The organism is Pseudomonas sp. SWRI68 (assembly GCF_014269165.1).
Lineage (GTDB): Bacteria > Pseudomonadota > Gammaproteobacteria > Pseudomonadales > Pseudomonadaceae > Aquipseudomonas > Aquipseudomonas capeferrum.
In genome coordinates, this window is sequence record NZ_JABWRU010000008.1 from 234182 (window position 1) to 250843 (window position 16662).

Below are 16662 nucleotides of genomic sequence, written 5' to 3' on the forward strand. Positions count from 1 at the left end.
GGCCGTGCATGTAATAATGCCGCCCGCCCGCCACTGCCAGTATAACGGCAGCGAGGGGGGCGACTTGAGCCGTAAACTGGATAAGGCGAAACCGTGACCCTTCATCTCCAAGCCGCAGGCCTGGCCTGCGAGCGCGACTGGCGCCTGCTGTTCGAGCAGCTCGATTTCGAGCTGCGGCCCGGCGATATGCTGCAGATCAGCGGCCCCAACGGCAGCGGCAAGACCAGCTTGCTGCGCCTGTTGGCTGGGTTGATGCAGCCGACCGCCGGGCAGATCCTGCTGGGCGGCAAGCCGTTGGCCGACCAGCGCCATGCCTTGGCCAGCATCCTGCTGTGGATCGGCCACGCTGCGGGCATCAAAGACCTGCTCACCGCCGAGGAGAACCTCACCTGGCTCTGTGCCCTGCACCAGCCCGCCAGCGCCGAGCGCATCTGGGCGGCGCTGGCGGCAGTCGGCCTGCGCGGCTTCGAAGACGTGCCGTGCCATACCTTGTCGGCCGGCCAGCAGCGCCGTGTAGCCCTGGCCCGGCTGTACCTGGACAGCCCGCCCTTGTGGATTCTCGACGAACCGTTCACCGCCCTCGACAAGCAAGGTGTGGCGCAGCTCGAAGCGCACTTGGCGGCGCATTGCGAGCAGGGTGGCACGGTGGTGCTGACCACCCACCACAGCCTTGAACGCAAGCCGTCGGGCTACCGTGAACTGAACCTGGGGCAATGGGCAGCATGAGCGTATTCATCCTGTTGCTGCGTCGCGAAGCGCGTCTGTTGTTCCGCCGCCCCGCAGAACTGGCCAACCCGCTGGTGTTCTTCGCCATCGTCGTTGCCCTGTTCCCGCTGGCGGTCGGCCCTGAAAGCCAATTGTTGCAAACCTTGTCACCTGGCCTGGTGTGGGTTGCGGCCTTGCTGGCCGTGCTGTTATCGCTGGACGGCCTGTTCCGCAGCGATTTCGAGGATGGCTCGCTGGAGCAATGGGTGCTGTCGCCGCATCCACTGGCGTTGCTGGTGCTGGCCAAAGTGCTGGCGCACTGGATCTTTTCCGGCCTGGCGCTGGTATTGTTGGCGCCACTGCTGGCGCTGATGCTGGGGTTGCCGAGCCATTGCCTGCCGGTGCTGCTCGCCTCCTTGCTGCTGGGCACGCCGGTACTGAGCCTGTTGGGTGCAGTGGGTGCGGCGCTGACGGTCGGTCTCAAACGTGGTGGGTTGCTGCTGGCGTTGCTGATTCTGCCGTTGTATATCCCTGTATTGATCCTGGGCAGTGGTGCGTTGCAGGCGGCGTTGCAGAATATGCCCGCCACTGGCCACCTGCTCTGGCTTGCCAGCCTCACGGCCCTGGCGGTGACACTGGCACCCTTTGCGATAGCGGCCGGCCTGAAGATCAGCGTCGGCGAATAACGAGTCCTGGGCTCTCAAGCCCGGCTAATACCCTGGATGTACCCTGATGAAAATGAGTTGGACGTGGTTCCACAAACTCGGTTCTCCCAAATGGTTCTATGCCATCAGCGGCCGCATGCTGCCATGGCTGACGGTCTGCGCCATCGTGCTGTTGCTGGTGGGCGTCACCTGGGGCCTGGCGTTCGCGCCCCAGGATTACCAACAGGGCAATAGTTTCCGCATCATCTACATCCATGTGCCGGCGGCGATGCTGGCGCAATCGTGCTACGTGCTGCTGGCGGTGGCCGGGGTGGTGGGCCTGGTGTGGAAGATGAAACTGGCCGACGTCGCCCTGCAATGCGCCGCGCCCATCGGCGCCTGGATGACCGCCGTGGCGCTGGTCACCGGCGCTATCTGGGGCAAGCCGACCTGGGGTAGCTGGTGGGTGTGGGATGCGCGGCTGACGTCGATGCTGATCCTGCTGTTCTTGTACTTCGGCATTATTGCGCTGGGCCAGGCAATCAGTAATCGTGACAGCGCGGCCAAGGCCTGCGCGGTGCTGGCCATCGTCGGGGTGATCAACATACCGATCATCAAGTACTCGGTGGAGTGGTGGAACACCCTGCACCAGGGCGCCACCTTCACCCTCACCGAAAAGCCTGCGATGCCTGCCGAGATGTGGCTGCCGCTGCTGTGCACGGCACTGGGCTTCTACTGCTTCTTCGGCGTGGTGCTGTTGTTGCGCATGCGCCTGGAGGTGCTCAAGCGCGAGGCACGCGCCAGTTGGGTCAAGGAGGAAGTGTTGAACAGCCTGGGGCGGAGGGCCGCGCAATGAGTTTCGCCTCGTTCGGTGATTTCCTCGCCATGGGCCACCACGGCCTGTACGTGTGGACGGCCTATGGCATTTGCCTGGCGGTATTGGCGCTGAACGTCGCCACCCCACTGCTGGCCCGCCGTCGCTACCTGCAAGATGAGGCGCGCCGCTTGCGCCGGGAGAACAACCAGTGAATCCGCAGCGCAAGAAACGCCTGTTGCTCATTGCCGGCCTGCTGGTCGGTGTCGGGATTGCCGTCGGCTTTGCCCTGAGCGCATTGCAGCAGAACATCAACCTGTTCTACACGCCGACTCAGATCGCCAATGGCGAAGCCCCCCTGGATACCCGTATTCGGGCTGGCGGCATGGTCGAAAAAGGTTCGGTGCAGCGCTCGGCTGACTCGCTCGACGTGCGCTTCGTGGTCACTGACTTCAGCAAGTCGGTGCCGATCACCTACCGCGGCATCCTCCCCGACCTGTTCCGTGAAGGGCAGGGCATCGTTGCCCTGGGCAAGCTCAATGGTGAAGGTGTGGTGGTGGCCGATGAAGTGCTGGCCAAGCACGACGAGAAGTACATGCCGCCCGAGGTCACCAAGGCCCTGAAGGAAAGCGGCCAGGCCGCTGCGGGCGTGGAGGCCAAGCCATGAACGCGGCGCTGGTGATTCCCGAACTCGGCCAGTTGGCGATGATCCTGGCCATCTGTTTTGCCGCCGTGCAGGCCAGCGTGCCGCTGCTCGGCGCGTGGCGCGGTGACAGCCTGTGGATGAGCCTGGCGCGGCCGGCGGCCTGGGGGCAATTTGCCTTCCTCAGCTTTGCCTTCGCCTGCCTCACCCATGCCTTCATGACCGACAACTTCTCGGTCGCCTATGTGGCCAGCAACTCCAACAGCGCCTTGCCCTGGTACTTCAAGTTCAGTGCCGTGTGGGGCGCGCACGAGGGCTCGCTGCTGCTCTGGGCGTTGATCCTGGGGGGCTGGACCTTCGCCGTGTCGGTGTTCTCGCGCCAGCTGCCGCAAGTGATGCTGGCCCGTGTGCTGGCGGTGATGGGCATGATCAGCGTGGGCTTCCTGAGCTTCCTGATCATCACCTCCAACCCCTTCCAGCGCCTGCTGCCGCAAGTGCCGACCGACGGTCGCGACCTCAATCCGCTGCTGCAGGACATCGGCCTGATCGTCCACCCGCCTATGCTGTACATGGGCTATGTCGGTTTTTCGGTGGCCTTCGCCTTCGCCATCGCCGCGTTGCTCGGCGGGCGCCTTGACGCTGCCTGGGCGCGCTGGTCGCGGCCGTGGACCATCGTCGCCTGGGCCTTCCTCGGTGTGGGCATCACCCTGGGCTCATGGTGGGCTTACTACGAGCTGGGCTGGGGTGGCTGGTGGTTCTGGGACCCGGTGGAAAACGCCTCGTTCATGCCTTGGCTGGTGGGCACGGCATTGATCCACTCGCTGGCGGTGACCGAGAAACGCGGGGTGTTCAAGAGCTGGACCGTGCTGCTGGCGATCGCAGCCTTCTCGTTGAGCCTGTTGGGCACCTTCCTGGTGCGTTCCGGGGTGCTGACCTCGGTGCATGCGTTCGCCGCCGACCCGTCACGCGGCGTGTTCATCCTGATCTTCCTGCTGTTTGTGGTGGGCGGCTCGCTGACCCTGTTCGCCCTGCGCGCGCCGGTGGTCAAGAGCCAGGTCGGCTTTGCCCTGTGGTCGCGTGAGACGCTGTTGCTGGCCAACAACCTGGTGCTGGTGGTGGCGGCGTCGATGATTTTGCTCGGCACCCTGTACCCGCTGGTGCTCGATGCCCTGACCGGGGCAAAGCTGTCGGTCGGCCCGCCGTACTTCGATGCGTTGTTCCTGCCGCTGATGGCACTGTTGATGATTGTGCTCGGCTTCGGTGTGGTGGTGCGCTGGAAGGACACCCCCGGCAAGTGGCTGGCGAGCATGATGACCCCGGTGCTGATCGGCAGTGCGGTACTGGCCCCGGTCGCCGGTTTTATCGTCGACGACTTCGACTGGCCCACGTTGACCGCCTTTGCCCTCGCGGCCTGGGTGGTGCTCAGCGGGCTGCGTGATGTGCTCGAAAAAACCCGTCACAAGGGCCTGGCCAAGGGCATGCGTGGCCTCACCCGCAGCTACTGGGGCATGCAGCTGGCGCACTTTGGCCTGGCAGTGTGCGCACTGGGCGTGGTGCTGTCGAGCAACAACAGTGCCGAGCGCGACCTGCGCATGGCGCCGGGCGAAAGTGTCGAGCTGGGTGGTTATCACTTCCTGTTCCAGGGCGCCAAGCACTTCGAGGGGCCGAACTTCATCTCCGACAAAGGCACCGTGGTGGTGTCCCGCGATGGCCGTGAAGTGACCACGCTGCACCCCGAGAAGCGGCTGTACACCGTGCAGCAGTCGATGATGACCGAAGCTGGCATCGACGCAGGCTTCACCCGCGACCTGTACGTCGCCCTGGGCGAGCCGCTGGAAAACGGTGCCTGGGCGGTGCGCGTGCATATCAAGCCATACGTCCGCTGGATCTGGCTGGGCGGTCTGCTGACCGGCCTGGGCGGGTTGCTGGCGGCCCTCGACCGGCGTTACCGCGTCAAGGTCAAGACCCGGGTGCGTGATGTCCTGGGCGTGTCTGGAGCAGCTGCATGAAGCGTTGGATCATGGTGGTGCCACTGGCGGTGTTTCTGCTGGTGGCGGTTTTCCTCTACAAGGGGCTGTTCCTCAAGCCCGACGAGCTGCCCTCGGCGATGATCGGCAAGCCCTTCCCGGCGTTTGCCCTGGCCTCGGTGCAGGGTGACCGCAACCTGACCCAGGCCGACCTGCTGGGCCGCCCGGCGTTGGTCAATGTGTGGGGCACCTGGTGCCCGTCGTGCAAGGTCGAGCACCCGTACCTGAACCAGCTGGCCGAGCAAGGCGTGGTGATTCATGGGGTCAACTACAAGGACGACAATGGTGCCGCGTTGAAGTGGTTGGCCGAATACCACAACCCGTACCAGCTGGACATCCGCGACGAGCAGGGCACCCTGGGCCTGGACCTGGGCGTGTATGGCGCGCCGGAAACCTTCCTGATCGACGCCAAGGGCATCATCCGCTACAAGCACGTGGGTATCGTCGATGCCAGCGTCTGGCGCGAACAGCTGGCGCCGCTTTACCAGGGCCTGGTCGATGAGGCCAAGCCATGAGGCGGGGGCTGGCAGCCGTGGTGCTGGGGTTGGCCCTTGGCCTGGGCCTGGCCGGTGTGGCCAGGGCGGCCATCGATACCTACCAGTTCCGTGACGACGCCGAACGTGAGCGTTATCAGCAACTGACCAAGGAACTGCGCTGCCCCAAGTGCCAGAACCAGGACATTGCCGATTCCAACGCGCCGATTGCCGCCGACCTGCGCCGTGAGATCTTCCGCATGCTGGGCGAAGGCAAGAACAACGCGCAGATCGTCGACTTCATGGTCGACCGCTACGGCGATTTCGTGCGGTACAAGCCGGCGCTCAGCGCGCGTACCTGGCTGTTGTGGTTCGGCCCGGGGGTCTTGCTGGCCGGCGGTTTCGTGGTGCTGGCGGTGATTGTGCGTCGCCGCCGCGCCACGGTGGCCCACGGTGCCAATGAGCTGTCCGTCGAAGAACGCGAGCGTCTCGCCAAACTGCTGGAAAAAGAACAGACCCATGATTGAATTCTGGCTTAGCGCGGGCCTCCTGCTGCTCGCTGCCCTCAGCTTTCTGCTGATCCCGATCCTGCGTGGCCGTCGCCGTCAGCAAGAGGAAGACCGCACCGCCCTGAACGTTGCCCTGTACCAGGAACGCGTTGCCGAACTGGCGGCCCAGCAGGCCGCTGGCGTGCTCGACGAGGCGCAACTGGCCAAGGGCCGTGACGAGGCGGCCCGCGAGCTGCTGGCCGACACCGAAGGCAGCGAGCCCCCACGCCAGGGCCATCTGGGCAAAACCCTGCCGCTGCTGGCGGCGGTGCTGGTGCCACTGATGGCATTGGGGCTGTACCTGCATTTTGGCGCGGCCGACAAGGTTGAGCTGACCCAGGAGTTTGCCCAGGCGCCGAAGACCATGGAGGAGATGACCACACGCCTTGAACGGGTCGTGAAGGCCCAGCCAGATTCGGCCGAGGCCCTGTATTTCCTGGGCCGTGCCTACATGGCCGAGCAGCGTCCCGCCGATGCGGCGCGTACGTTCGAGCGTGCGGTGGCCTTGGCCGGGCGCCAGCCCGAGTTGCTCGGGCAGTGGGCCCAGGCGCAGTACTTCGCTGCCGACAAGCAATGGAGCCCGCAGCTGCAGGCACTGACCGACGAAGCCCTCAAGGCCGACCCCAACGAAGTGACCAGCCTGGGGCTGTGCGGTATTGCCGCGTTCGAGGGGGAGCGCTACCAGGAAGCCATCGACTACTGGAAGCGCCTGCTGGCGCAACTGCCCGAAGGCGATGCATCGCGTGCCGCCTTGCAGGGGGGTATCGACCGTGCTGCCGAGCGCCTGGGAAGTGAGCCTGGCCCGGCCGTGGCGCCGGTGGCTGCCCGCCTGACGGTGCGGGTGGAGCTGGCTGCGGCGCTCAAGGACAAGGTCAAGCCTGACGACACGGTGTTCATCTTCGCCCGTGCCAGCAACGGCCCGCCCATGCCGCTGGCGGCCAAGCGGGTGACCGTGGCGCAGTTGCCGATCGAGGTGGAGTTGTCTGACGCCGACGCCATGATGCCGCAGATGAAACTGTCGGACTTTACCGAAGTCCAACTGGTTGCCCGTGTCTCGCGTGCCGGCCAACCGACCCACGGCGAGTGGATCGGCCAGGGTTCGCCACTGGCCACTGCCACCCAAGCCACGCAACACCTCACCATCGACAGCCCTGACCCGTAAGAGAGCATTGCCATGCACAGCACCGTCCGCCTGACCCTGATCACCCTTGCCCTGGGTTTGTCCGCGTGTACGGTGCATGAGCCTTATGACCAGCCGGCGCCGCCGATCGAGCGGGTGCCGCCGCACCAGGGGCCGGTGGTCAAGCCGCTGCCGGGCGGGCAGCCTTCGACCTCGCCAAGCAAACCTGCGGCCACCCCCAAGCCGATGCCACGCACCTCTGCCAGCTTCGCCCCGCCGCCAGGGGGTGCCAGCCACTGGGACCCGAAACTGGGCGTATACGTGCTGGAGAAAAAGCCCAACACCTTCTATCGCCAGCGCACCTATTACCGCTACGACGGCGGCTGGAGCTGGTCGCTGAGCCCGGATGGCCCATGGCAGGGCACCGACAGCAGCGGTGTGCCGGGTGGCCTCGGGCGCGCCTTCGCCCAATAGGCTCAGAGATGCCCTCCCGGTACAGTACAGTTGCCTGCTCAATTACCGATTGACTGTACCGACCGCTGACTCCGCATAATGCCCCTTCGATCAGACGCGGAGGTGGCATGAGCAAGACAGTCCTGGTGTTGGTAGAAACCGTCGACGATTACCTGCCCTTGCTGGAACAGGCGGGTTATCGGCTGATTCGCGCCCCCTCGCCGCAACTGCGTGCCGATGCCATCCAGCGCCACGCCCATGAAATCGATGCGGTGCTCACCCGTGGCCCGCTGGGCCTGACTGCCGCAGAGATCGATGCGCTGCCCGCATTGCAGATCATCTGCGTGATCGGGGCCGGCTACGAGCAGGTCGACCTGGCCGCCGCCGCCGCCCGTGGTATTACCGTCACCAACGGCGCCGGGGCCAATGCCAGCGCAGTCGCCGACCATACCCTGGCCATGCTGCTGGCGCTGCTGCGCGACATTCCCCGTGCCGACGCCAGTACCCGCCGCGGCGAGTGGAACCGGGTAATCAGCCCTTCGGTGAGCGGCAAGCGCCTGGGCATTCTCGGCCTGGGCGCAGTGGGGCTGGCGATCGCCAAACGTGCCAACCTCGGGTTCGACATGAGCATCAGCTACCACAGCCGCACCCCTCGTCAGAGCGTGCCTTACACCTGGTACGACAGCCCGCTGCACCTGGCCGATGCCGTCGACATCCTGGTGGTGGCCACGCCTGGCGGCGCCACTACTCGTCATCTGGTCGATGCTGCGGTGCTTGAAGCCCTGGGTGCCGAGGGTTACCTGGTGAATATCGCCCGTGCCAGCGTGGTGGACACCCAGGCCCTGGTGGTGGCGCTGGCGGGCGGGCAGCTTGCCGGCGCTGCGCTGGACGTGTTCGATGACGAACCCGAGGTGCCCGATGCCCTCAAGGCCCTCGGCAACACCGTATTGACCCCGCACGTGGCTGGCCAGTCGCCAGAGGCTGCGCGGGACACGGTGATGTTGGTGCTGGGCAATCTGCAGGCGTTCTTCGCCGGCGAGCCGGTGCTGACCCCGGTACGCGACTGACCCTTTTCATACAGGTGCCCGGCAGCGGCCCGGCCAACAAGGAGTGTGTGCATGCAACTCGAGATCTTCCAGGTCGATGCGTTTTCCGCTGAACCCTTCGGTGGCAACCCGGCGGCGGTGATCCCGCTGGAAAGCTGGTTGCCAGACGATGTGCTGCAACGTATCGCCGAAGAGAACAACTTGTCCGAAACCGCCTATTTCGTGCGCACCGGCGAGGGTTACGACCTGCGTTGGTTCACCCCGACGGTCGAAGTCGACCTGTGTGGCCATGCCACCCTGGCCTCGGCGTATGTGCTGTTCGAGCAGTTGGGTGAACAGGCGCCAGTGCTGCGTTTCAATACCCGCAGTGGCGAATTGCGCGTCAGCCGAGGTGTCGATGGGCTTTTGGCGATGGATTTTCCGGCCAAGCAGCCGGTTGCGGTGGAGGTGCCGGCAGGCTTGCTGGAGGCGTTGGGCTTGAGCGGTGCGGGGGCGGTGTACCAGTCCGACGACTATGTGGTGATGATCGATGACGCCTCGCTGCTTGACCCGCTGAAGCCGGACTTCGTTGCGCTGTCGGCTTTTGCCGTGCGCGGTATCGCCGTGACTGCGCCGGGGCGCGGGTATGATTTTGTCACCCGTTGGTTTGGTCCGCGGGTTGGTGTGAATGAGGACCCGGTCACGGGGTCGGCGCATACCTCGCTGGCGCCGTTGTGGGCCGAACGGTTGGGCAAGGGTGTTTTGAGCTGTGAGCAGGGTGGGGCGCGCAAGGGGCAGCTGCGTTGCGAAGTGCCGGGCAATGGCCGGGTGATCATTAGCGGGCGGGGGGCGTTGTACCTGCGGGGGAGTGTGTTTATCTGAGTTGGGTGTGTGGGTTTAAAGGTGTAGGCCTTGGGGTTTGCAGCGCCTATGAGATCGAGCGCCGCCCGCGCGGCGCATCGCGACGCAAGGCCGCTCCTACATCTGTTTCGGGCCAGTGAGGCCTGTGCCATTGGCGCGCGACCGCCTTGTTTGTACGACGCGATATCGAGGTGGGCACCAAGAGGCCGCGCGCCATTCCCCCAGGAATAACTGGCCCGAAACAAATGTAGGAGCGGCCTTGCGTCGCGATGCGCCGCGCGGGCGGCGCTCGATCTCATAGGCGCTGCAAAACCCCAGACATGCACCTATAAACCCCAAAGCCATCCCCAGTCATTGTCTCTCGGGCGAATATGCAGTCAATGCGCCAGCATGAAACACCGACTGCGCTTGCCAAACCTGTGCATTCCTGAGAAAAGGGCGGCTTTGATTTTTCAGCGTTGGAGCATGCCATGAGCAGCGAACTGCAGATCATCGACCTCGTCGAAGGCGACGGCAAGGCCGCCGTCAAAGGCGCCCTCATCACCACTCAGTACACCGGCTGGTTGGCCGACGGCAGCGAGTTCGATTCGTCCTGGTCGCGCGGCAAGCCCTTCCAGTGCGTGATCGGTACCGGTCGGGTGATCAAAGGGTGGGACCAAGGCCTGATGGGCATGCGCGTTGGCGGCAAGCGCAAATTGCAGGTGCCTGCGCAGTTGGGCTATGGCGAGCGCAGTGTGGGTGCGATTCCGCCGCATTCGGACCTGACGTTTGAGATCGAACTGCTGGAAGTGCTGACGCGGGATGATTGAGTGATTGATGTGGTTTTCGGTGTGCAAACCTCAAGGCATGCACACCACCCCCGAAAAATTCGCAAGGAATACATATTTCAGCAACACCCATCCCCTAACCTAAGCCTTGCTCAAGGATCGGCAATCACACGCCAGGGAGGAACCAAACGGGTTGAAGGCACTCTGACTCTCACTCGTTGCCAAGGATGGCACTCACTACAAGGACGCCTCGCGGCTGCGGCGCCGGGCAAGGTGGCGGGTCAACTCGATTCTCTCTGCCACATGAGCCTGCCTTGATGAAGCTGCCAACGTTTCTCCGCCGTCGTCGCCACCTGCTGCTAAGCCTAGTGCTCACAGCCGTAGCCATACCGCTGGCGTTGGAAGCTGTCGAAAGCCGCGCCCAGCCGGCCGATGGCACGCAGACCCTGGTGTTTCTGCGCCATGCCGAGAAACCCGGCGAAGGGCTGGGGCAACTGAACTGCCAAGGCCTCAACCGTGCACTGGACCTGGCCACGTTGCTGCCGGAGCGTTTCGGCAATGCCGACTACGTATTCGCCGCCAACCCGTCGCGGCATGTCGAGGAAGGCAGCAAGGACGAGAGCTACAGTTATATCCGCCCATTGATGACCATCACCCCCAGCGCCATCCGCCAGGGCCTGCCGGTGAACATCGACTACGGCGCCAACGATACCGACGAGCTGGCCGAAGAACTGCTGAGCGACAAATACCGCAACGCGACGGTCTACACGGCCTGGTCCCACGGGTACCTTCCCGAACTCATCAATACCGTGGCCGGCAAGGCCCTGGGTGAAGAGCGTGTGATCACCGAGGACTGGAACGGCGATGATTTCGACACGCTGTACGTGCTGACCCTGACCTGGCACGACGGCAAGGCCAGCCTGCTCAGCCGTAACGTGCGCCAAGGCCTCAACGACGGCGCGCATAGCTGCCCGACCTGATCCGCTGTTACTGTCTTGGCAGGGAAGCCGAAACAGGGGCACTGCAAGATGCAAAAAGTCACGATCATTGGCGGCGGGGTGATTGGCCTGGCGACAGCCTATGCGCTGGTGCGCGAGGGGCTGGCTGTGGACCTGATCGAGGCGCGGGACCGCCTGGCGTCTGCCACCAGTTTCGCCAACGGCGGGCAGCTGTCTTACCGCTATGTGGCGCCATTGGCCGACGCCGGTGTGCTCTGGCAGGCGTTGGGCTGGATGCTGCAGGGGGACTCGCCGCTGCGCTTGCGGTTGCGCCTGGACCCGGCGCAGTGGCGCTGGTTGATGGCGTTCATGCTGGCCTGCCGGCGCAGCGTCAACCGCCGCAACGGTGCACAACTGCTGACGTTGGCGCTGGAAAGCCAGGCCGCCCTGGCGCGTTGGCGCGAGGCCGATGGGCTCACCGATTTCGCCTGGCGGCGTAACGGCAAACTGGTCGCCTTCCGCAGCGAGCGGGCGTTCGCCCATGGGCGTGAGCGCCTGCTTGATCGGAGCAGCCAACGGGTACTCGATGCCGCCGAACTGCGCGCCTTGGAGCCGGCATTGGCCGAGGCGCCGTTCGTGGGCGGGGTTCTGACGCCTGACGAGGAAGTCGCCGACTGTCACCGTTTTTGTGAACGCCTGGCCGAGCGCTTGCGCGCATCCGGGCAGTGCCGGTTCCTGCTTGGCAGGCCCGTGACGCGGCTGGTCGCCCATCAGGATCAGGTCGTTGCGCTGCACCTGGGGGGCGAGCAGGTTGACGTTCAGCGCCTGGTGCTGTGCGCGGGGCATCGCAGTGCAGGGCTGGCGCTACCGGGCTTGAGGCTGCCGGTCTATCCGCTGAAGGGCTACAGCCTGACAGCGCCGATCAACACGGAACATCGGGCGCCAGAACTCAGCCTTACCGACTACGAGCGCAAGATCGTCTATGCCCGCCTGGACCGGCAATTGCGGGTTGCAGCGATGGTGGACATCGTCGGCTTCGACGAATTGGTGGATGCGCGCAGGCTCAACAGCATGCGCCGTCTGGCACTCGATACGTTGCCCGATGCCGCCGACTACGGGCGGGCGGTAGAGTGGGCGGGGATGCGGCCGGCGACCCCTACCGGGGTGCCGATCATTGGTGCTACGGCTTACCGAAACCTGTGGCTGAATCTGGGGCATGGGGCTCTAGGCTTTACCTTGGCCTGTGGCAGTGGGGAGCGGTTGGCCAGGATGTTGCGCTGACTGCACCGGCCACTTCGCGGGGCAAGCCCGCTCCCACAGGTATTTGCGCTGCGTTGGAGAATAGCGCGCACCTGTGGAAGCGGGCTTGCCCCGCGAAGTGGCTGGTCTTGACGAAGCCCCCTTACCGCCCGAAGCGCATCGGCCAGCCCACCACCTTCTTTACCCTCGGCGTGGCATAGGTGCGTACCTTGGAGGTACTCAAGCCCATGCGCACCAGCGATTCGGCAATGGTCACCGCTGCACTCACACCATCGACCACCGGCACACCGGTACGCTGGCGAATCTGCTCATCCAGCCCGGCCATGCCACCGCAACCCAGGCAGATGACCTCGGCCTTGTCCTCCCGCACGGCGCGTTCGGCCTGTTCGACAATGGCCTCGACGGCGCGCTGCGGGTCGGCTTCAAGCTCAAGCACCGCCAGGCCACTGGCGCGCACCGAGGCGCAGCGGTCATACAGCCCAGAGAGCTTCAGGCGGTCCTCGATCAGCGGCACGGTGCGGTCTAGTGTGGTCACCACCGAGTAAGCATGGCCCAGGTACAGGGCAGTGCTGGCGGCTGCATCGGTGATGTCCACCACGGGCACGTTCAGCAGCTCCTGCAGGCCTTCGCGGCCGTGCTCGCCGTAGCCGGCCTGGATCACGGCATCGTAGGGGCCCTCGTAGGCCAGCACCCGGTCCATCACCGCGATGGCGGCCAGGTAGCTTTCGAAGTTGCCTTCCACCGACTCGGCACCAAACCACGGGGTCAGCCCGATGATCTCGGTACCCGGCGCGGCAACGGCGCGTGCCTGCTCGGCGATGGCCTCGGTGATGGCTTCAGTGGTGTTGACGTTGGCAATCAGAATACGCATGGACGGTTCTCCCTGATCAGTGGCTGCTGTGGTCGACGGCGATGCACTCGCCGCTGACATCCAGGTAATGGCGGTTGCGGGGCGCGATCAGCAAATAGACGGCGGCAGCAATACCGGCACCGATCAACCAAGAGAACGGCGCCACACTGTGGAAGTTGGGCACCAGGGCGAGGACGATGGCCAGCAGTGCGGCCGGCACGAAGGCGGCCACGGCGCGCAGGTTGATGCCCTTGGTGTAGTGGTAGGCGCCAGCCGGGTCTTCGCTGTACAGCTGCGGCACGTTGATGCAGCCTTTGCGCAGCAACCAGTAGTCGGCCATGATCACCCCGTACAGCGGGCCGAGCAGGGCACCGAGGCCCGACAGGAAGTACACGATCACCAGCGGGCTGTTGTACAGGTTCCAGGGCAGGATCAGCACCGCAAGGGTGGCGCTGATCAGGCCGGCACGGCGGAAGTTCAGGTGGCGGGGTGCCAGGTTGCTGAGCACGAAGGCCGGGGCGACGAAGTTGGCCATGATGTTCACCGCCACCGTGACGATCAGGAAGGCCAGGCAGCCCAATACCAGGAACGGTGTGCTGGGGATGCTGGCGACGATCTGGGTCGGGCTGTCGATGATCTGGCCGTTGATCTGGAACTGCGCGCCGCACAGCACCACGGTGATCATCGCGAACACCAGGATGTTCACCGGCAGGCCCCAGAAGTTACCGACGCGGATGGTCTTGCGGCACGGCGAAGAACGCGCGAAGTCGCAGAAGTTGAGCACCAGAGTGCCGTAGATCGCCAACCACAGCGCACCGCCGGCAAAGATGTTGCGCCACATCTCGTAGCCGGTCAGGGGCGCTGCCACCGACCAGGCGATGCGCGCGTCGGCCTTGAAGTACATGAACACCGCCAGGCTGGCCACGGTCAGCAGAATCACCGGGCCGGCGAAGGCCTCGTAGCGGCGCACCATCTCCATGCCGTAGGCGAGGATCACCAGTTGCACCAGCCAGATCGCCACGAAGCACACCCAGCCCAGGCTCGACAGGCCAAGGATGCTGTCATGGTCGTACACGGCCAGTTGCGGCCACACGGCCGTAAGCAGCACGCGCAGCACCACCGAGGCCAAGTAGGTCTGGATACCGAACCAGGCAATGGCGATGACTGCGCGGATCAGCGCCGGTATCTGCGCGCCGTGGATACCGAAAGCGATGCGGCTGATGACCGGGAACGGTACGCCGGTCTTCTGCCCCATGTAGCCGGAAAGGTTCATGAAGAAGTACACCAGCGCAGCGCCGATGCCCAGCGACAAGAGGATCTGCCAGCCGCCCAGCCCCAAGGCGAACAGCCCCATGGCGAAGGAGTAGTTGGCGATGTTGTGCACATCGTTGGTCCATAACGCGAAGATGCTGTAACCGCCCCAGCGCCGGCCTTCGAGGCGTGTCGGGGCAAGGTCGCGGTTGTGCAGGCGCGGGCTCAGGTCGAGTGCTGGCGCAGGCCCGGCAAGGGTGGACGCGGGGTTGCTGCTGGCGACGGAAAGGTCAGGGGCAAGGTTGAGGCTGGTACTCATTCCGGCAGGCTCCTGATGCACGTGGACTGCGATGAGCGGGCAATGCGCACGGGCTCGCCATCTCGTCGGTGCAGCGTTGGCATCACTGGGTTCTGGGCGCGGCGGCCGGGTTCTGGTCGGCGTCGCGAGTTCTTGTGTATTTATGTTTTGCTCAACTTGTATACAAAACACGAACACACAAAAGCGAGTTCCATGCCAGGCGAATAGCGACATCGAAGTTGCCACTATTATGAATCTGTCTTGTTGAACGGTAAGTTAATGAAATAACGTCGATATAAGTTGACCAGTTGAACAGCTATTATTTTTGCGTGCGCTTGTTAGTTGATCAAATGGTCAGAAATGGCGCTGAAAAGGTTGTAACGTATTGGGGCAGGGTTGAGAAAAGTGCACACAAAAATGGCACCTAAGGTGACATTCTTGTGTACAAAAAATAGTCAGCTTTCCACTGTGGCTTTCTTTAGGACGCAGATTCAATCCATCGGCGGCAGGCGTCGCTTCACCGGGCTTTTCTTGATGATCGCGGTATTGGTCTCGGCCAGCACATTGATCCGGTCGAGCAGGGTGTCGAGCTGTTCCATCGAGCGCACATGCAGGCGGGCAATGAAGCAGTCCTCGCCGGTCACCTTGTCGCATTCAGTGAATTCGGGCAGCGCAATGATTTGCCGCTCCACTTCCTGCAGCTGCCCCGGCAGCGGGCGGATACGCACGATCGCCTGCAGTTGATAACCGAAGCTGCGCGGGTCGACATCCACCGTGTAGCCGCGCAACACACCGCGCTCCTCCAGGCGGCGCAAGCGTTCGCTGACGCTGGGGGCGGACAGCCCGCTGATCTGCGCCAGGGCCTTGAGCGAACGCCGCGAGTCTTCCATCAGTGCATTGATCAGCAGTTGGTCGATTGCATCGGTCATGCTTCACCTCGTCAGGCTGTTCGATTGATTTGCCTTGATAGTAAAGGCAGGTTGTCTGATACGCCTTTGATATCCGCTGGAAGGTCACCCTCCGGCCTTTGCATACTGTTGCCATCGTCAACGGGAGGTGTGAGATGGACAGTTCATTGCGCCGTGGCTCGCTGGAAATGGTCGCTGCCATGCTGATTTCCGGGACCATCGGCTGGTTCGTGCTGGTGTCGGGCCAGCCGGTGCTCGATGTGGTGTTCTGGCGGTGTGTGTTCGGCACCGGTACGTTGCTGGTGATCTGTGCGGCCTTGGGCTTCCTCAAACCGGGGGTGATCGGCCGCACCGCATTTTTGCTGGCGATTGCCAGCGGCGTGGCCATCGTTGGCAACTGGGTGTTGCTGTTCGCCTCCTATTCGCGCGCTTCGATTGCCATCGGCACGGCGGTGTACAACGTGCAGCCGTTTATCCTGGTGGGGCTGGCGGCGTTGTTTCTGGGGGAGAAGATCACCCTGGCCAAGGTCACCTGGCTGAGTGTCGCCTTCCTTGGCATGTTGGCTATTGTCAGTGCCCACGGTGCGGGGCAGGGCAGTGGCGAGGATTACTTGCTGGGCATCGGCCTGGCGCTGGGCGCGGCGTTCTTGTATGCAATCGCTGCGTTGATCATCAAGCGCCTCAAAGGCACGCCGCCGCACCTCATCGCCTTGATCCAGGTGGCAACCGGTGTGCTGCTGCTGGCGCCGTGGGTCAAGTTGGGCGGTCTGCCTGGCGAAACTTCGGCATTGGCCAGCCTGGTGACCCTGGGTATCGTGCACACCGGGGTGATGTATGTGCTGCTGTACAGCGCCATCCAGCGCTTGCCTACGGCGCTGACCGGCGCGCTGTCATTCGTTTACCCGATTGCCGCGATCCTGGTCGACTGGGTGGCCTTCGGGCATCGGCTGGCACCCCTGCAATGGCTCGGCGTGGCGCTGATCCTGCTGGCGGCGGCAGGGATGCAGCAAGGCTGGTGGTTCCGCCCTGCACGGGTTGCAGTCAAGCATTGAAGAGGCGGACAAGGGTAGAATGCCG

At 64.1% G+C, this 16662-nt stretch carries 19 protein-coding genes; 16 read left to right on the forward strand and 3 right to left on the reverse strand.

From position 1 onward, the window contains the following. Positions 1–93: 93 nt before the first annotated feature. The 15 genes from ccmA (at position 94) to HU770_RS14810 (ending at position 12299) form a co-directional block, all read left to right on the forward strand. Complete coding sequence (ccmA, locus tag HU770_RS14740; protein WP_186656347.1) at positions 94–726, forward strand: cytochrome c biogenesis heme-transporting ATPase CcmA; 633 nt, start codon at positions 94–96, stop codon at positions 724–726. Further along, positions 723–1391: a heme exporter protein CcmB gene (gene ccmB / locus HU770_RS14745; RefSeq protein WP_027592998.1), complete on the forward strand. Its 669-nt coding sequence runs from the start codon at positions 723–725 to the stop codon at positions 1389–1391. Before ccmA ends, ccmB begins: the two co-directional genes overlap by 4 nt. A gap of 46 nt (positions 1392–1437) precedes the next feature. Beyond that, positions 1438–2205 (forward strand): heme ABC transporter permease, encoded by a 768-nt coding sequence (locus tag HU770_RS14750; RefSeq protein WP_033699432.1) that lies wholly within the window; start codon positions 1438–1440, stop codon positions 2203–2205. Then, positions 2202–2378: a heme exporter protein CcmD gene (gene ccmD / locus HU770_RS14755; protein ID WP_033699430.1), complete on the forward strand. Its 177-nt coding sequence runs from the start codon at positions 2202–2204 to the stop codon at positions 2376–2378. The genes HU770_RS14750 and ccmD overlap by 4 nt, the downstream gene beginning before the upstream one ends. Then, positions 2375–2830 (forward strand): cytochrome c maturation protein CcmE, encoded by a 456-nt coding sequence (ccmE, locus tag HU770_RS14760; RefSeq protein WP_186664011.1) that lies wholly within the window; start codon positions 2375–2377, stop codon positions 2828–2830. The genes ccmD and ccmE overlap by 4 nt, the downstream gene beginning before the upstream one ends. Positions 2831–2841: 11 nt before the next feature. Continuing rightward, entirely contained in the window at positions 2842–4815 is a 1974-nt protein-coding gene (locus HU770_RS14765) for a heme lyase CcmF/NrfE family subunit (protein ID WP_186664037.1), read from the forward strand. After that, positions 4812–5348, forward strand: coding sequence for a DsbE family thiol:disulfide interchange protein (locus HU770_RS14770; RefSeq protein WP_095063717.1), 537 nt, complete (start codon positions 4812–4814; stop codon positions 5346–5348). The genes HU770_RS14765 and HU770_RS14770 overlap by 4 nt, the downstream gene beginning before the upstream one ends. Then, positions 5345–5833 carry a cytochrome c-type biogenesis protein gene (locus tag HU770_RS14775; protein ID WP_033699425.1) on the forward strand — a complete coding sequence of 163 codons (489 nt, stop codon included), beginning with the start codon at positions 5345–5347 and terminating at the stop codon, positions 5831–5833. The genes HU770_RS14770 and HU770_RS14775 overlap by 4 nt, the downstream gene beginning before the upstream one ends. Further along, complete coding sequence (gene ccmI / locus HU770_RS14780; protein WP_186664013.1) at positions 5826–7016, forward strand: c-type cytochrome biogenesis protein CcmI; 1191 nt, start codon at positions 5826–5828, stop codon at positions 7014–7016. Before HU770_RS14775 ends, ccmI begins: the two co-directional genes overlap by 8 nt. Before the next feature lie 12 nt (positions 7017–7028). Further along, positions 7029–7448 carry a hypothetical protein gene (locus HU770_RS14785; protein ID WP_186664015.1) on the forward strand — a complete coding sequence of 140 codons (420 nt, stop codon included), beginning with the start codon at positions 7029–7031 and terminating at the stop codon, positions 7446–7448. Between the two features lie 107 nt (positions 7449–7555). Beyond that, positions 7556–8494, forward strand: coding sequence for a 2-hydroxyacid dehydrogenase (locus HU770_RS14790; RefSeq protein ID WP_033699420.1), 939 nt, complete (start codon positions 7556–7558; stop codon positions 8492–8494). Positions 8495–8545: 51 nt separating this feature from the next. Continuing rightward, entirely contained in the window at positions 8546–9334 is a 789-nt protein-coding gene (locus tag HU770_RS14795; protein ID WP_186664017.1) for a PhzF family phenazine biosynthesis protein, read from the forward strand. A gap of 449 nt (positions 9335–9783) precedes the next feature. After that, positions 9784–10122: an FKBP-type peptidyl-prolyl cis-trans isomerase gene (locus HU770_RS14800; protein ID WP_047583653.1), complete on the forward strand. Its 339-nt coding sequence runs from the start codon at positions 9784–9786 to the stop codon at positions 10120–10122. Between the two features lie 275 nt (positions 10123–10397). Continuing rightward, on the forward strand, positions 10398–11060 hold the full coding sequence (locus tag HU770_RS14805; protein ID WP_186656375.1) for a histidine phosphatase family protein: 663 nt from the start codon (positions 10398–10400) through the stop codon (positions 11058–11060). 48 nt (positions 11061–11108) lie between these two features. Further along, entirely contained in the window at positions 11109–12299 is a 1191-nt protein-coding gene (locus HU770_RS14810) for a D-amino acid dehydrogenase (protein ID WP_186664019.1), read from the forward strand. A gap of 121 nt (positions 12300–12420) precedes the next feature. On the opposite strand, the gene HU770_RS14815 is transcribed toward HU770_RS14810, so the two are convergent. The 3 genes from HU770_RS14815 to HU770_RS14825 form a co-directional block, all read right to left on the reverse strand. After that, positions 12421–13149, reverse strand: coding sequence for an aspartate/glutamate racemase family protein (locus HU770_RS14815; protein WP_033699415.1), 729 nt, complete (start codon positions 13147–13149; stop codon positions 12421–12423). Between the two features lie 16 nt (positions 13150–13165). Then, positions 13166–14698, reverse strand: a complete 1533-nt coding sequence (locus HU770_RS14820) for an NCS1 family nucleobase:cation symporter-1 (protein ID WP_186656379.1) — start codon at positions 14696–14698, stop codon at positions 13166–13168. Between the two features lie 470 nt (positions 14699–15168). Next, entirely contained in the window at positions 15169–15606 is a 438-nt protein-coding gene (locus HU770_RS14825) for an Lrp/AsnC family transcriptional regulator (protein ID WP_033699412.1), read from the reverse strand. A 134-nt stretch (positions 15607–15740) separates the two neighbouring features. On the opposite strand from HU770_RS14825, the gene HU770_RS14830 reads away from it, so the two are divergent. Beyond that, complete coding sequence (locus tag HU770_RS14830; protein ID WP_186656382.1) at positions 15741–16637, forward strand: DMT family transporter; 897 nt, start codon at positions 15741–15743, stop codon at positions 16635–16637. The last annotated feature ends 25 nt before the right edge of the window (positions 16638–16662 follow it).

What these genes read in the sequence shown, in the direction of transcription:
- HU770_RS14750 (WP_033699432.1), top strand. Translation starts at nt 1,438, where the DNA reads ATGAAAATGAGTTGGACGTGGTTCCACAAACTCGGTTCTCCCAAATGG.
- HU770_RS14800 (WP_047583653.1), top strand. Translation starts at nt 9,784, where the DNA reads ATGAGCAGCGAACTGCAGATCATCGACCTCGTCGAAGGCGACGGCAAG.
- HU770_RS14830 (WP_186656382.1), top strand. Translation starts at nt 15,741, where the DNA reads ATGGACAGTTCATTGCGCCGTGGCTCGCTGGAAATGGTCGCTGCCATG.
- HU770_RS14825 (WP_033699412.1), bottom strand. Translation starts at nt 15,606, where the DNA reads ATGACCGATGCAATCGACCAACTGCTGATCAATGCACTGATGGAAGAC.
- HU770_RS14790 (WP_033699420.1), top strand. Translation starts at nt 7,556, where the DNA reads ATGAGCAAGACAGTCCTGGTGTTGGTAGAAACCGTCGACGATTACCTG.
- ccmI (WP_186664013.1), top strand. Translation starts at nt 5,826, where the DNA reads ATGATTGAATTCTGGCTTAGCGCGGGCCTCCTGCTGCTCGCTGCCCTC.
- HU770_RS14815 (WP_033699415.1), bottom strand. Translation starts at nt 13,149, where the DNA reads ATGCGTATTCTGATTGCCAACGTCAACACCACTGAAGCCATCACCGAG.
- HU770_RS14810 (WP_186664019.1), top strand. Translation starts at nt 11,109, where the DNA reads ATGCAAAAAGTCACGATCATTGGCGGCGGGGTGATTGGCCTGGCGACA.
- HU770_RS14805 (WP_186656375.1), top strand. Translation starts at nt 10,398, where the DNA reads ATGAAGCTGCCAACGTTTCTCCGCCGTCGTCGCCACCTGCTGCTAAGC.
- HU770_RS14775 (WP_033699425.1), top strand. Translation starts at nt 5,345, where the DNA reads ATGAGGCGGGGGCTGGCAGCCGTGGTGCTGGGGTTGGCCCTTGGCCTG.
- HU770_RS14770 (WP_095063717.1), top strand. Translation starts at nt 4,812, where the DNA reads ATGAAGCGTTGGATCATGGTGGTGCCACTGGCGGTGTTTCTGCTGGTG.
- HU770_RS14795 (WP_186664017.1), top strand. Translation starts at nt 8,546, where the DNA reads ATGCAACTCGAGATCTTCCAGGTCGATGCGTTTTCCGCTGAACCCTTC.
- ccmD (WP_033699430.1), top strand. Translation starts at nt 2,202, where the DNA reads ATGAGTTTCGCCTCGTTCGGTGATTTCCTCGCCATGGGCCACCACGGC.
- HU770_RS14785 (WP_186664015.1), top strand. Translation starts at nt 7,029, where the DNA reads ATGCACAGCACCGTCCGCCTGACCCTGATCACCCTTGCCCTGGGTTTG.
- HU770_RS14820 (WP_186656379.1), bottom strand. Translation starts at nt 14,698, where the DNA reads ATGAGTACCAGCCTCAACCTTGCCCCTGACCTTTCCGTCGCCAGCAGC.
- ccmB (WP_027592998.1), top strand. Translation starts at nt 723, where the DNA reads ATGAGCGTATTCATCCTGTTGCTGCGTCGCGAAGCGCGTCTGTTGTTC.